Consider the following 14,274-nt stretch of genomic DNA (forward strand, 5'->3'; position numbering starts at 1 on the left):
GGTCGGTCCGGCCGGGCCGGTCAGTCCAGTGCGCGGGCGAGTTCCTTCGCGAGGGGCTCGCGGAGCTCCGGGGCGTCCACCCGCTCCACCCGTACGTTCGTGCAGTCCACCCAGCTCGCTGCCTCCAGCAGGGCCTGGGCCACGGCGGGGACCGCCTTGGGGCCGTCCAGCGTGACCTGCTTGGCGACCAGGGTGCGGCCCTCCCGGGCGGGGTCCACACGGCCGACGAGCCCGCCGCCGGCGAGGACCGGCATCGCGAAGTAGCCGTACACCCGCTTCGGCTTGGGCGTGTACGCCTCCAGACGGTGGGTGAAGCCGAAGATCCGCTCCGTGCGGGCCCGCTCCCAGATGAGCGAGTCGAACGGGGACAGCAGCGTCGTACGGTGGCGGCCGCGCGGCGGTGTCTCCAGGGCCGCCGGGTCCGCCCACGCGGGCTTGCCCCAGCCCTCCACCGTCACCGGGACCAGGCCCGAGTCCGCGATCACCGCGTCGACCTGCTCGCCCTTGAGACGGTGGTAGTCGGCGATGTCCGCGCGCGTACCGACGCCCAGGGACTTGCCGGCCAGGCCGACCAGGCGGCGCAGGCACTCCGTGTCGTCCAGCTCGTCATGGAGCAGGGCCTCGGGGACGGCGCGCTCGGCGAGGTCGTACACCCGCTTCCAGCCGCGGCGCTCCGTGCACACCACCTCGCCGTACATCAGCGCGCGCTCGACGGCCACCTTCGTGCCCGACCAGTCCCACCACTCACTGGTCTTCTTCGCGCCGCCCAACTCCGTGGCCGTGAGGGGGCCCTCGGTACGGAGCTGCTTGATGACCTGGTCATAGGTGCCGTCCGGCAGGTCGTGGTTCCAGTGCGGGCGGGCTCGGTAGGCGCGGCGGCGGAAGGCGAAGTGGGGCCATTCCTCTACGGGGAGGATGCAGGCGGCGTGGGACCAGTACTCGAAGGCGTGCGTGTCGGTCCAGTAGGCCTCGTCGACGGTTTTGCGGCCGACCGCGCCCAGGCGGGCGTACGGGATGAGTTCGTGGGAGCGGGCCAGGACGGAGATCGTGTCGAGCTGGACCGCGCCGAGGTGTCGCAGGATTCCGCGGACGCCGGCCCTGCGGTCGGGGGTGCCCAGGAAACCCTGGGCCCGTAGGGCGATGCGGCGGGCTTCTTCGGCGGAGAGGTCGGTGGTGGGACGCGGGAGGCTCGTCATGTTCCACACCGTAGGCGGTGCCACTGACAGTGGACTCGCCCCCGCCGCCCCTACCCGTCCCATCCCTGGGGCTCCGCCCCAGCCCCCGCCAGGGGCTACGCCCCCGCACCCCCGCGGGGCTGCCGCCCCTGAACCCCGCCAGGGGGCTGTGCCCTCGGGCCCCGTGGGGTTGCCGTCCCTGCACCCCGCCAGGGGGCTGTGCCCTCGGGCCCCGTGGGGCTGTCGACCCTGCGCCGTGCCGGGGCTGTGCCCCCGCACCCCGTGGGGCTGTCGCCCCTGCGCCGTGCCGGGGGGCTGTGCCCTCGGACCCCGTGGGGCTGTCGCCCCTGCGGGCCTGTAGGGCTGCCGCCCGGCCCCTGTGGAGCTGCCGCCTCGGGGTTCGGTAGAGCTTCTGCCCGGGCCCCTGTGGAGCTGCTGCCTCGGGGTCCGTAGGGCTTCCGCCCGGACCTGTAGGGCTGCTGCCCCGGACCGTTGTAGGGCAGCCGCCCAGGGACCCCGTCGGGCTTCCGCCCGGACCTCTATGGGGCTGCTGCCCGGACCCCTGTAGGGCTGGGCCCCTACCCCGCTTGGGCTGTTGGACCAAGCCTGTGAGGCTTTGGCTCTGTGTCCCGCTGGGGGTGTGCTTCGGGGGCTGCCGGGCTGGTGCCTTGGATTGGCGTGGGGCTTGTTTCTACGGGGTGGAGGGGGGTGGTGCGGGGAGGTACGGGGCCGTTGATGCCAGGCCCAGGTCCGAGGGGAGCAGGGAGCCGATCCAGCAGTCTCGGCGTACGCCCTTGTTGTTGAGGGCGGAGCGGAGGGTGCCCTCCAGGGTGAAGCCGGCGCGTTCGGCGACCGCGCGGGAGCCCTTGTTGCCGACCTCGGCGCGCCATTCCAGGCGGTCGACGGCGAGGCTCGTGAAGGCCCAGTGGGCGGCGGTGAGGGTGGCTTCGGTGATGTAGCCGTTGCCGCGGTGCTCCTTGGCCGCCCAGAAGCCGACCTCGCCGACCCCCAGAGAACGCATGCTGATGGAGAGCATGCCCGCCAAGTCCCCCGACAGGAGGAACGCACCGAAGGCGAACATGGAGCCGTCCGCCCAGCCGTCCGGCACCATCTGGTCCGTGAAGCCCGTCGCGTGCTCGCGGAGATAGGGCGAGGGGATCGTGGTCCAGCGCTGGATGTCGGGGTCCTGGACGGCTTCGTACACCGCGTCGGTGTCGCGCGAGTCCACGGCGCGCAGGAGCAGCCGGGCGGTGGTCAGTGTGACGGGGTCCATCGGCCGATTCTGCTCGGGCCACCGGAAGGGCGCCATTCCTTTGCGATGAGTGACGGTTCGGTTACTTTTCGCAGCGCGGACGCGGCACCTTCTGCAACGCCTGCCCGTTGTCCTAGTGGCTGTCACCGGCAGACCTCCCGGCGCGGTGGGGTCCTCGCTTACGATAGCCGTTGCTCAAGCTGTGATTTGAATCTGACATTGAACCCGACCGTCCCAGGCCCGACCGGCAAGGAGACAAACCCCCGTGTCCGTCCTCTCGAAGATCATGCGTGCAGGCGAAGGCAAGATCCTGCGCAAGCTGCACCGCATCGCGGACCAGGTCAACTCCATCGAAGAGGACTTCGTCGACCTCTCCGACGCCGAGCTGCGCGCCCTCACTGATGAGTACAAGCAGCGGTATGCGGATGGGGAGAGCCTGGACGACCTGCTCCCCGAGGCCTTCGCCACCGTGCGCGAGGCCGCCAAGCGTGTCCTCGGCCAGCGTCACTACGACGTGCAGATGATGGGTGGCGCCGCGCTCCACCTCGGCTATGTCGCGGAGATGAAGACCGGTGAGGGCAAGACCCTGGTCGGCACGCTGCCCGCGTATCTGAACGCTCTCTCCGGAGACGGCGTTCACCTGATCACGGTCAACGACTATCTGGCCGAGCGCGACTCCGAGATGATGGGTCGCGTCCACAAGTTCCTGGGTCTGACCGTCGGCTGCATCCTCGCCAACATGACGCCGGCCCAGCGCCGTGAGCAGTACGCGTGCGACATCACGTACGGCACGAACAACGAGTTCGGCTTCGACTACCTCCGCGACAACATGGCCTGGTCGCAGGACGAACTCGTCCAGCGGGGCCACAACTTCGCGATCGTCGACGAGGTCGACTCCATCCTCGTCGACGAGGCCCGTACGCCGCTGATCATCTCCGGCCCGGCCGACCAGGCCACCAAGTGGTACGGCGACTTCGCCAAGCTGGTCACCCGGCTGAAGAAGGGCGAGGCCGGCAACCCCCTCAAGGGCATTGAGGAGACCGGGGACTACGAGGTCGACGAGAAGAAGCGCACCGTCGCCATTCACGAGCCCGGCGTCTCCAAGGTCGAGGACTGGCTGGGCATCGACAACCTGTACGAGTCGGTGAACACGCCGCTGGTGGGCTACCTGAACAACGCCATCAAGGCCAAGGAGCTCTTCAAGAAGGACAAGGACTACGTCGTCATCGACGGCGAAGTCATGATCGTCGACGAGCACACCGGCCGTATCCTCGCCGGCCGCCGCTACAACGAGGGCATGCACCAGGCGATCGAGGCGAAGGAAGGGGTGGACATCAAGGACGAGAACCAGACGCTCGCCACGATCACCCTGCAGAACTTCTTCCGCCTCTACGGCAAGCTCTCCGGCATGACCGGTACGGCGATGACCGAGGCCGCCGAGTTCCACCAGATCTACAAGCTCGGCGTCGTCCCGATCCCGACCAACAAGCCGATGGTCCGCAAGGACCAGTCGGACCTGATCTACCGCACCGAGGTCGCCAAGTTCGACGCGGTGGTCGACGACATCGCCGAGAAGCACGAGAAGGGCCAGCCGATCCTCGTCGGTACGACGTCGGTCGAGAAGTCCGAATACCTTTCGCAGCAGCTCTCGAAGCGGGGTATCCAGCACGAGGTGCTGAACGCCAAGCAGCACGACCGTGAGGCGACGATCGTCGCCCAGGCCGGCCGCAGGGGCGCCGTGACCGTCGCGACGAACATGGCCGGTCGTGGTACGGACATCAAGCTCGGCGGCAACCCCGAGGACCTCGCCGAGGCCGAGCTGCGGCAGCGCGGACTCGACCCCGAGGAGCACATCGAGGAGTGGGCCGCCGCGCTGCCCGCCGCCCTGGAGAAGGCCGAGCAGGCCGTCAAGGCGGAGAACGACGAGGTCAAGGAGCTCGGCGGGCTCTACGTGCTCGGCACCGAGCGCCACGAGTCGCGTCGTATCGACAACCAGCTGCGTGGTCGCTCCGGCCGTCAGGGCGACCCGGGCGAGTCCCGCTTCTACCTGTCGCTCGGTGACGACCTGATGCGCCTGTTCAAGGCCCAGATGGTCGAGCGCGTGATGTCGATGGCCAACGTGCCGGACGACGTGCCGATCGAGAACAAGATGGTCACGCGCGCGATCGCCTCCGCGCAGTCGCAGGTCGAGCAGCAGAACTTCGAGACGCGTAAGAACGTCCTGAAGTACGACGAGGTGCTCAACCGGCAGCGTGAGGTCATCTACGGCGAGCGTCGCCGCGTCCTGGAGGGCGAGGACCTGCAGGAGCAGATCCAGCACTTCATGGGCGACACGATCGACGCGTACATCGCGGCCGAGACCGCCGAGGGCTTCGCCGAGGAGTGGGACCTGGACCGGCTGTGGGGCGCCTTCAAGCAGCTCTACCCGGTGAAGGTCACCGTCGACGAGCTGGAGGAGGCGACCGGCGACCGTGCCGGGCTGACCGCCGAGTTCATCTCCGAGTCCATCCAGGACGACATCCACGAGCAGTACGCGGCCCGTGAGGAGCAGCTCGGCTCCGAGATCATGCGGGAGCTGGAGCGGCGGGTCGTCCTGTCGGTCCTCGACCGCAAGTGGCGCGAGCACCTCTACGAGATGGACTACCTCCAGGAGGGCATCGGCCTGCGCGCCATGGCGCAGAAGGACCCGCTGGTCGAGTACCAGCGCGAGGGCTTCGACATGTTCTCCGCCATGATGGACGGCATCAAGGAGGAGTCCGTCGGCTATCTGTTCAACCTGGAGGTCCAGGTCGAGCAGCAGGTCGAGGAGGTCCCGGTCGAGGACGCCGCGCCCTCGCTGGAGAAGAAGGAGGACGTCGTGCCCGCGGGTGCGCGTCCCGAGATCCGCGCCAAGGGGCTCGACGCCCCGCAGCGTCCCGACCGGCTGCACTTCTCCGCGCCGACCGTGGACGGCGAGGGTGGCATCGTCGAGGGCGACTTCGCCAACGATGATGACGAGCCCGTGCGCTCCGAGGCGGACGGCCTCACGCGCGCGGAGCGCCGCAAGCAGCAGAAGAGCAACGGGCGGCGCCGCAAGAAGTGACTCATCGGCTCGTGAGAGCTGATGAGAGTGAGAGCTGAGCAGTGGTGAAGGGCCGGGCACCTGTGGGTGTCCGGCCCTTCACGTTGGTTGGTGAGGGGTGCAAGGGCCCTCAGGAGCGGCTCAGTGGCCTGTTCAGGGCCCGCAGGAGCGGCTCGGAGGGCTGGTCATGGACCCCAGGAGTTGCTCAGTCGTCGTCCCGGCGGGGCATGCGGGGGCCGCCCAGTTCCACCGCCGTGCAGCGCCAGCGGAGGTCGGGGCCCTGTTCCAGGCGGAAGGCCATCGCGCGGAGCCGGTCGCCCGCGCCGATACGGGCGAAGGCCTCGATCGCGCCGGGCCGTGGCACGTAGTAGCCGATGTCCCGGACGACCGGACGGGCGCCGTGGGTGCGCAGTGGGCCGCGTTCGGCGAGCCAGGCCAGCTCGTCGTAGGCCCGGCCCGCGGTGTGGCGCAGCATGCAGTGGACGGGACGCTGACCGCTGAGCACGGCGAGGAGGCGGTCGGCGAAGAGGTCGGTGGGGCGGGGCTGCGGCGGCGGTGAGGACGGCGGCGGCGAGGGCCGTGCGTGGTCGCCCGGTGGGGGCAGGAGAAGGGTGCGGGACGCGGCTTCGGCCGGGGGAGTCGGCGGTGGGGAGTCTCCCGGGGCCGGGCGGGGTGTGCCCGCGCCCGGGGCGCGTGGTGGTGTGGTGCCGGGGCGGCGGGTGTCGTGGCGGCCCGGCGGGCGGGTGCCCGGGCGGCGCTTCGTCCTGGTCATCACCTTGTTCATGAGTCGTCCCCGTTCATGAGTCGTCCCGGTTCACGCGTCGGCCCGCTCGCCGCACCCGGTCGATACCGGGCGGTAACTTCGTGTTGGGGATCTTCTACGAGGCGGGAGCGGGCCCCCGCAAGGACGCTCGGCGCGCGCCGCGGCGGCCGGAAGGTTCACCTATCAGAGTGAGCGGGAGCGGCGGGAGGCCAGGCGGGGAAGGGGCGTACCGGGTGAATCGCGGGCCGGGGGTGGACGTCGTACGGAGGAGGGACCGGGACCCGAAAGGGGACGCCCACACGTATCCTGAAGGCCTTCCCGGGAGGCGCGGGACCGCCCTTCCAGGAGCCCTCCGACCCGGGAACCCACCCGACTACGAAAGCGGCCAGCCATGCGCGTCTACGTCCCCCTGACCCTCTCCGGTCTCGCCGAGGCGTACAAGACGGGGGAGCTGGCGGCGGGACCGGTCGTCGCGTACGCCGTCACGCCCGCGTTGCGCGAGTGGTACCTCTCCGACGACATCGAGGAACTCGAGTACGCGGCGCTGAACCGGGCCGCGCTGGCCTCGCTGCGGCTGCTCGCGGGGGAGCCTGGGGCCGTACGGCGGCGGGTGGTCGTCGCGGTCGACGTTCCCGACCGGGCCGCGGTCGCCGATCCCGACCGGGGGCTCGATCCGGCGGCGCTCGGTGAGGTGCGGGTGCCGGGGCCGGTGGCCCTGTCCAAGGCGGCCGCGGTGCACGTTGACGCCGATGACGCCGGGGAGGACGTCTCAGCCGCCGTGGACGCGCTCGGGGCGGCCGATCACGGGGACGACGACGCGCAGTTCACCGTGGACGGGGCCGAGGACCACGAGTTGTTGTGGTTCGCGACGCAGGAGATTCCCAACCTGGTGGGGCTGGAGGACTGAGCCCGCGCCGAGGGGCGCTGTCAGTGCGGGCGGGTAGTTTCTTGGTATGGGGAAGCAGGGCGCAGCAGCGCACATCGTGTGGGACTGGAACGGGACGCTGTTCCACGACAACGCCGCGATCATCGGGGCGACGAACGCGGCGTTCGCCGAGTTGGGGTTGGAGCCGCTCACGCTGGAGCGGTACCGGGAGCTGTACTGCGTGCCGGTGCCGAAGTTCTACGAGCGGCTGCTGGGGCGGCTGCCGACCGGCGCCGAGTGGGAGGTCATGGACGACACCTTCCATCGGTACTACGCGGAGCACCGCACAACGTGCGAGCTCACCGAGGGGGCGGCGACGCTGCTCGCGGACTGGCGGTCGGCGGGGCGCAGCCAGTCACTGCTGAGCATGTATGTGCATGAGGAACTGGTGCCGCTGGTCAGGGGGTTCGGGATCGAGCCGCACTTCGTGCGGGTGGAGGGGCGGGTCGGGCCGTCCGGCGGCAGCAAGGCCGAGCACATGGTGCGGCACATAGGTTCGCTCGCGGGCGTGGACCCGGAGCGCACGGTGGTGATCGGGGACGCCGCCGACGACGCGGTCGCCGCCCTGCACGTGGGGGCGCGGGCCGTGCTCTACACCGGCGGTTCGCACAGCCGCGCCAGCCTCGAAGGGGTCGGCGTGCCCGTGGTGGACAGCCTGGAGGAGGCGGTCGAGGAGGCCGAGCGACTGGCGGCGTGAGCGTGCGCGGGAGCCGCGGGTTGAGGAGGACGCCTACCGCGGGGTGGGGTGGGCCCTTTCGCCCGGCCCCGGCCCAGCAGCGCCCTCTCAAGCGCGTCGGCACCCCCTCGGCCCCGCCGGTGCACTCCCCGCAGCGTCCTCCCTGCCCACCGGGACTCCCTGCCCACCGGGACTCCCTGCCCACCGGGACTCGTTCAGCCCGCCGGTGCCTTCGCCCTGAGCACCGTGAGGAACTCGCGCATCCAGGCCGGGTGGTCCGGCCAGGCGCGGGCCGAGACGAGGGTGCCGTCGACCACCGCCTCCGCGTCCTGGAAGGTCGCGCCGGCCGCCTGCATGTCCAGTTCCAGTGCCGGGTACGCGGTGACGCGGCGGCCGCGCAGGGCGTCGGCGGCGGCCGTGAGGAGAGGGCCGTGGCAGATCTGGGCCACGGGCTTGTCTGCGTCGAAGAAGGACTTGAGGATCTTGCGGAGTTCGGGGTCGTTGCGGAGGTACTCGGGCGCGCGGCCGCCCGGGATCACCACGGCGGCGTACTGGCCGGGATCGACCTCCGAGAACGCGAGGTCGGCGGGCCAGGTGTAGCCGGGCTTCTCCGTGTACGTGTCGAAGCCGGGTTCGAAGTCGTGGACCACGAAGCGGAGCTTCTTGCGGGTGGGGGCCGCGATATGGACCTCGTAGCCCTCTTCGAGCAGGCGCTGGTAGGGGTACAGGACCTCCAGTGATTCCGCCGCGTCGCCGGTGACCATCAGGATCTTCGGTGTCATGTCGGTGCCGCTCCCTTCGGTGGAGCTTCAGCGGGGCCCAGCCGGTCCCAGCGGGACGCGGAGGGGCTACAGCTCTATTCCGCCTCCACCCCGCCGTCCTCGTCAACGTGATGCCGCGGGAGGGGGTTGCCGGGGGACTGCACGTTCCCGCCCCTTTCGGCCCTGTGCATATTGTCAAAGTTGCACCCCCGGTTTTGTACACATACGGCTCATGACGGGCCGGGGGTAGGGAGCGATAGCCTGGTGGCGTGATCAGCGCGATATCTCGCGGGGGCCCAGTTGCCCCTGCCCCGCGCCCGGAGCGCACGGACGACATCCGTGACCGGGCGGCGGTCGCTGATCTTCAAGGGCGGGACGGAGCGGCGACCGCGGCAAGCACCAGCGGAAACGCGGCCGCAAGCAAAAGCGCAAGCGCGGGCGGTGACGCGGGCGCAAGCGAAATCGCAGGCGCCGGCGGGATCACGAGCGTGCTCCGTGGGCCGCGGACACCCCGGGGACGGACGCCGCAGAGAGCAGCGTCACAGTCGCCGCGGGCCCCGAGAATGGCCGATAACCCCCCGCTCATCTCTCCATGCGGCATAGCGTCGGACCAGACCGGACACCCCGCGTCACGGCGCTACGTCGGAGAAGAGACCGTACTTCTTTCTACGTCACGCAACGGCGCGCGACAGGAGCCAGAGGACAATGCAGACCAAGCTGGACGAAGCCAAGGCCGAGCTGCTCGAGAGGGCTGCCCGGGTAGCTGAGAACAGCCCGGTCGGGGGGCACCTACCGACTGGGACGACGAGCGAGGGCACTCCGGACAAGGACACCGTGCTCGCGTTCCTCCAGCGCTACTACCTGCACACCGCCCCGGAGGACCTGACCGACCGCGACCCGGTCGACGTCTTCGGAGCCGCCTTCTCGCACTACCGGCTGGCCGAGAATCGCCCCCAGGGCACGGCCAACGTCCGAGTGCACACGCCCACCGTCGAGGAGAACGGCTGGACCTGCAGCCACTCCGTCGTCGAGGTCGTGACCGACGACATGCCCTTCCTCGTCGACTCGGTCACCAACGAGCTGTCCCGGCAGAGCCGTGGCATCCACGTCGTCATCCACCCGCAGTTCGTCGTACGGCGCGATCTGACCGGCGAGCTCATCGAGGTGCTGCCCGGCCGGCCCACCCTCGAGGAACTGCCGCACGACGCGCACGTCGAGTCCTGGATCCATGTCGAGATGGACCGCGAGACCGACCGTGCCGACCTGAAGCAGATCACCGCCGATCTGCTGCGCGTCCTGTCCGACGCCCGCGAGGCCGTCGAGGACTGGGAGAAGATGCGCGACGCCGCGCTGCGCATCGCCGAGGAACTGCCCACCGAGCCGACCGCCGACGACCTGCGCGACCAGGAGGTCGAGGAGGCCCGTGAGCTGCTGCGCTGGCTCTCGGACGACCACTTCACCTTCCTGGGGTTCCGCGAGTACGAGCTGCGCGACGACGACTCGCTGGCCGCCGTCCCCGGCACCGGACTCGGCATCCTGCGCTCCGACCCGCAGCACGGCGGTGAGGACAGTCACCCGGTCAGCCCGTCCTTCGAGCGGCTGCCCGCCGACGCCCGCGCCAAGGCCCGTGAGCACAAGCTGCTCGTCCTCACCAAGGCCAACAGCCGCGCCACCGTGCACCGGCCGTCGTACCTCGACTACATCGGTGTCAAGAAGTTCGACGCCGAGGGCAACGTCATCGGTGAGCGGCGCTTCCTGGGCCTGTTCTCCTCGGCCGCGTACACCGAGTCCGTGCGCCGCGTCCCCGTGGTCCGCCGCAAGGTCGAGGAGGTCCTCAAGGGCGCGGGCTTCTCGCCCAACAGCCACGACGGCCGTGACCTGCTCCAGATCCTGGAGACCTACCCCCGCGACGAGCTCTTCCAGACGCCCCCCGACGAGCTGCGCTCCATCGTCACCAGCGTCCTCTACCTCCAGGAACGGCGGCGGCTGCGCCTCTACCTGCGCCAGGACGAGTACGGCCGCTACTACTCGGCCCTCGTCTACCTCCCGCGCGACCGCTACACCACCGGGGTGCGCCTCAGGATCATCGACATCCTGAAGGAGGAGTTGAACGGCACCAGCGTCGACTTCACCGCCTGGAACACCGAGTCGATCCTCTCCCGGCTGCACTTCGTGGTCCGGGTCCCGCAGGGCACCGAGCTGCCGCAGCTCAGCGACGCGGACAAGGACCGGATCGAGGCGCGCCTGGTCGAGGCCGCCCGCTCCTGGGCCGACGGTTTCGCCGAGGCGCTGAACGCCGAGTGCGGCGAGGAGCGCGCGGCCGAGCTGCTGCGCCGCTACGGCAGTGCCTTCCCCGAGGGCTACAAGGCCGACCACACCCCGCGCGCGGCGGTCGCCGACCTGGTCCACCTGGAGAAGCTCACCCAGGACCGGAGCAAGGACTTCGCGCTCAGCCTGTACGAGCCGGTCGGTGCCGGTCCCGGCGAGCGCCGCTTCAAGATCTACCGCACCGGCGAGCAGGTCTCGCTGTCCGCGGTCCTGCCGGCCCTCAACCGGATGGGTGTCGAGGTCACCGACGAACGCCCGTACGAGCTGCGCTGCTCGGACCGTACGACGGCCTGGATCTACGACTTCGGGCTGCGTCTGCCCAAGTCCCTGAACGGCAACGGCGACTACCTCGGCGACGACGGCCGCGAGCGCTTCCAGGAGGCCTTCGCCGCCACCTGGACCGGCGAGGCCGAGATCGACGGCTTCAACGCCCTCGTGCTGAGCGCCGGGCTGAGCTGGCGGCAGGCGATGGTGCTGCGCGCGTACGCCAAGTACCTGCGCCAGGCCGGCTCCACCTTCAGCCAGGACTACATGGAGAACACCCTCCGCAACAACGTCCACACCACCCGGCTGCTGATCTCCCTCTTCGAGGCGCGGATGTCGCCGGAGCGCCAGCACGCCGGTGTCGAGCTGACCGACGCCCTGAGGGAGGAGCTGGACGCCGCTCTCGACCAGGTGGCCAGCCTGGACGAGGACCGGATCCTGCGTTCCTTCCTCACCCTCATCAAGGCGACCCTGCGCACCAACTTCTTCCAGGAGACGCTGGGCGGCAAGCCGCACGAGTACGTCTCCATGAAGTTCGACCCGCAGGCCATCCCGGACCTGCCGGCGCCGCGACCGGCGTACGAGATCTGGGTGTACTCGCCGAAGGTGGAGGGCGTGCACCTGCGCTTCGGCAAGGTCGCGCGTGGTGGTCTGCGCTGGTCCGACCGGCGGGAGGACTTCCGTACGGAGATCCTGGGCCTGGTCAAGGCGCAGATGGTGAAGAACACCGTCATCGTGCCCGTCGGCGCCAAGGGCGGCTTCGTCGCCAAGCAGCTGCCCGACCCGTCCGTGGACCGCGACGCCTGGCTCGCGGAGGGCATCCGCAGCTACCGGACCTTCATCTCGGCGCTGCTCGACATCACCGACAACCTGGTCGCCGGTGCGGTCGTGCCCCCGGTGGACGTGGTCCGGCACGACGGGGAGGACACCTATCTGGTCGTCGCCGCCGACAAGGGCACCGCGACCTTCTCCGACATCGCCAACGAGGTCGCCGAGAGCTACAACTTCTGGCTCGGGGACGCCTTCGCCTCCGGCGGCTCGGCCGGTTACGACCACAAGAAGATGGGCATCACCGCGCGCGGTGCCTGGGAGTCCGTGAAGCGGCACTTCCGGGAGCTGGGCGTCGACACCCAGACCGAGGACTTCACCGTCGTCGGCGTCGGTGACATGTCCGGTGACGTGTTCGGCAACGGCATGCTGCTCTCCGAGCACATCCGTGTGGTCGCCGCCTTCGACCACCGGCACATCTTCCTCGACCCGACCCCGGACGCGGAGACCTCGTACGCCGAGCGCCGCCGTCTCTTCGAGCTGCCGCGCTCGTCCTGGGCCGACTACGACACCGAGCTGATCTCGGCCGGCGGCGGTGTCTTCCCGCGGACCGCCAAGGCGATCCCGGTCAACGCGCACATCCGCGAGGCCCTCGGCATCGAGCGCGGTGTCACCAAGATGACCCCGGCCGACCTGATGAAGGCGATCCTGCAGGCGCCGGTCGACCTGCTGTGGAACGGCGGCATCGGTACGTACGTCAAGGCGTCCACCGAGTCGCACGCGGACGTCGGCGACAAGGCCAACGACGCGATCCGCGTCGACGGCGCCGACCTGCGCGTCAAGGTCGTCGGCGAGGGCGGCAACCTCGGTCTGACCCAGCTGGGCCGCATCGAGTTCGCGCAGCACGGCGGCAAGATCAACACCGACGCCATCGACAACAGCGCGGGCGTGGACACCTCCGACCACGAGGTGAACATCAAGATCCTGCTCAACGCGGTGGTGGCCAACGGCGATCTGACCGTCAAGCAGCGCAACAAGCTGCTCGCCGAGATGACCGACGAGGTCGGCGCCCTGGTCCTGCGCAACAACTACGCGCAGAACGTGGCGATCGCCAACGCGCTGGCCCAGTCCCCGAGCATGCTCCACGCCCAGCAGCGCTTCATGCGCTTCCTGGTCAGGGAGGGCCACCTCGACCGGGCGCTGGAGTTCCTGCCCAACGAGCGGCAGATCCGTGAGCGGCTCAACTCCGGGCAGGGTCTGACCGGTCCGGAGACGGCCGTGCTCCTCGCGTACACGAAGATCACCGTCGCCGACGAGCTGCTCGCCACCTCGCTGCCCGACGACCCGTACCTGCAGAGCCTGCTGTTCGCGTACTTCCCCACCGCGCTGCGCAAGAAGTTCCGTGAGCAGATGGAGGGGCACGCGCTGCGCCGTGAGATCGTGACGACCGTTCTGGTCAACGACACGGTCAACACGGGTGGTACGAGCTTCCTGCACCGCCTTCGTGAGGAGACGGGCGCGTCGCTGGAGGAGATCGTCCGGGCGCAGACCGCGGCCCGCGCGATCTTCGAGGCGAGCGAGACGTGGGACGCGGTGGAGGGGCTCGACAATGTCGTCGACGCGGGCGTCCAGACGCGGATCCGGCTGCACGCGCGCCGGCTCGTCGAGCGCGGCACGCGCTGGCTGCTCAACAACCGGCCGCAGCCGCTCCAGCTCGCCGAGAACATCTCCTTCTTCCACGACGGGGTCGCGCAGGTCTGGGGCGAGCTGCCCAAGCTGCTGCGCGGCGCGGACCTGGAGTGGTACCAGCAGATCTTCGAGGAGCTGACGGGCGCCGGTGTGCCCGAGGAGCTCGCCACGCGCGTGGCAGGCTTCTCGTCGGCCTTCCCGACGCTGGACATCGTCGCGGTGGCCGACCGCATGGACAAGAACCCGATGGCCGTCGCCGAGGTCTACTACGACCTCGCCGACCGCCTGAGCATCACCCAGCTCATGGACCGCATCATCGAGCTCCCGCGTGCCGACCGCTGGCAGTCCATGGCCCGCGCCTCGATCCGCGAGGACCTGTACGCGGCCCATGCGGCGCTCACCGCGGACGTGCTCGCCGTCGGCAACGGCACCTCGACCCCGGAGCAGCGCTTCAAGGCCTGGGAGGAGAAGAACGCCGCGATCCTGGGCCGTGCTCGCACCACCCTGGAGGAGATCCAGACTTCGGACTCCTTCGATCTGGCGAACCTGTCGGTGGCGATGCGCACGATGCGGACGCTGCTGCGGACGCACTCGTAGGTCACCTCTGGGTGC

8 protein-coding genes are annotated in these 14,274 nt (G+C 70.0%); 4 read left to right on the forward strand and 4 right to left on the reverse strand.

Annotated features, from left to right (window positions below; all coding sequences use genetic code 11):
- Positions 1-20 precede the first annotated feature (20 nt).
- The gene (locus tag OG568_RS30680) at positions 21-1,196 is read right to left on the reverse strand and encodes a winged helix-turn-helix domain-containing protein (protein ID WP_329533874.1); all 1,176 of its coding nucleotides are present in this window, start codon (positions 1,194-1,196) and stop codon (positions 21-23) included.
- Positions 1,197-1,866: 670 nt separating this feature from the next.
- Entirely contained in the window at positions 1,867-2,448 is a 582-nt protein-coding gene (locus OG568_RS30685; RefSeq protein WP_266413462.1) for a GNAT family N-acetyltransferase, read from the reverse strand.
- A gap of 244 nt (positions 2,449-2,692) precedes the next feature.
- On the opposite strand from OG568_RS30685, the gene secA reads away from it, so the two are divergent.
- Positions 2,693-5,509, forward strand: a complete 2,817-nt coding sequence (gene secA, locus OG568_RS30690; RefSeq protein WP_266582768.1) for a preprotein translocase subunit SecA — start codon at positions 2,693-2,695, stop codon at positions 5,507-5,509.
- Between the two features lie 184 nt (positions 5,510-5,693).
- Here the strand turns inward: secA and OG568_RS30695 are convergent, their stop codons facing one another.
- Positions 5,694-6,272, reverse strand: coding sequence for an Rv3235 family protein (locus tag OG568_RS30695; protein WP_329533875.1), 579 nt, complete (start codon positions 6,270-6,272; stop codon positions 5,694-5,696).
- Positions 6,273-6,642: 370 nt separating this feature from the next.
- Between OG568_RS30695 and OG568_RS30700 the strand changes: the two genes are divergently transcribed.
- Together OG568_RS30700 and OG568_RS30705 are read left to right on the forward strand one after the other, a co-directional pair.
- Positions 6,643-7,158, forward strand: a complete 516-nt coding sequence (locus tag OG568_RS30700; protein ID WP_266582766.1) for a DUF6912 family protein — start codon at positions 6,643-6,645, stop codon at positions 7,156-7,158.
- Positions 7,159-7,204: 46 nt separating this feature from the next.
- Positions 7,205-7,873, forward strand: coding sequence for an HAD family hydrolase (locus tag OG568_RS30705; RefSeq protein WP_329533876.1), 669 nt, complete (start codon positions 7,205-7,207; stop codon positions 7,871-7,873).
- 194 nt (positions 7,874-8,067) lie between these two features.
- Here OG568_RS30705 and OG568_RS30710 read toward each other — a convergent pair whose 3' ends face one another.
- Entirely contained in the window at positions 8,068-8,634 is a 567-nt protein-coding gene (locus OG568_RS30710) for a DJ-1/PfpI family protein (RefSeq protein WP_266413469.1), read from the reverse strand.
- A 684-nt stretch (positions 8,635-9,318) separates the two neighbouring features.
- Between OG568_RS30710 and OG568_RS30715 the strand changes: the two genes are divergently transcribed.
- Positions 9,319-14,259 (forward strand): NAD-glutamate dehydrogenase, encoded by a 4,941-nt coding sequence (locus OG568_RS30715; protein ID WP_329533877.1) that lies wholly within the window; start codon positions 9,319-9,321, stop codon positions 14,257-14,259.
- Positions 14,260-14,274: the final 15 nt, after the last annotated feature.

It is taken from the genome of Streptomyces sp. NBC_01450, from assembly GCF_036227505.1.
Taxonomy (GTDB): Bacteria; Actinomycetota; Actinomycetes; order Streptomycetales; family Streptomycetaceae; genus Streptomyces.

What these genes read in the sequence shown, in the direction of transcription:
- OG568_RS30680 (WP_329533874.1), bottom strand. Translation starts at nt 1,196, where the DNA reads ATGACGAGCCTCCCGCGTCCCACCACCGACCTCTCCGCCGAAGAAGCC.
- OG568_RS30685 (WP_266413462.1), bottom strand. Translation starts at nt 2,448, where the DNA reads ATGGACCCCGTCACACTGACCACCGCCCGGCTGCTCCTGCGCGCCGTG.
- OG568_RS30695 (WP_329533875.1), bottom strand. Translation starts at nt 6,272, where the DNA reads ATGAACAAGGTGATGACCAGGACGAAGCGCCGCCCGGGCACCCGCCCG.
- OG568_RS30700 (WP_266582766.1), top strand. Translation starts at nt 6,643, where the DNA reads ATGCGCGTCTACGTCCCCCTGACCCTCTCCGGTCTCGCCGAGGCGTAC.
- OG568_RS30705 (WP_329533876.1), top strand. Translation starts at nt 7,205, where the DNA reads ATGGGGAAGCAGGGCGCAGCAGCGCACATCGTGTGGGACTGGAACGGG.
- OG568_RS30710 (WP_266413469.1), bottom strand. Translation starts at nt 8,634, where the DNA reads ATGACACCGAAGATCCTGATGGTCACCGGCGACGCGGCGGAATCACTG.
- OG568_RS30715 (WP_329533877.1), top strand. Translation starts at nt 9,319, where the DNA reads ATGCAGACCAAGCTGGACGAAGCCAAGGCCGAGCTGCTCGAGAGGGCT.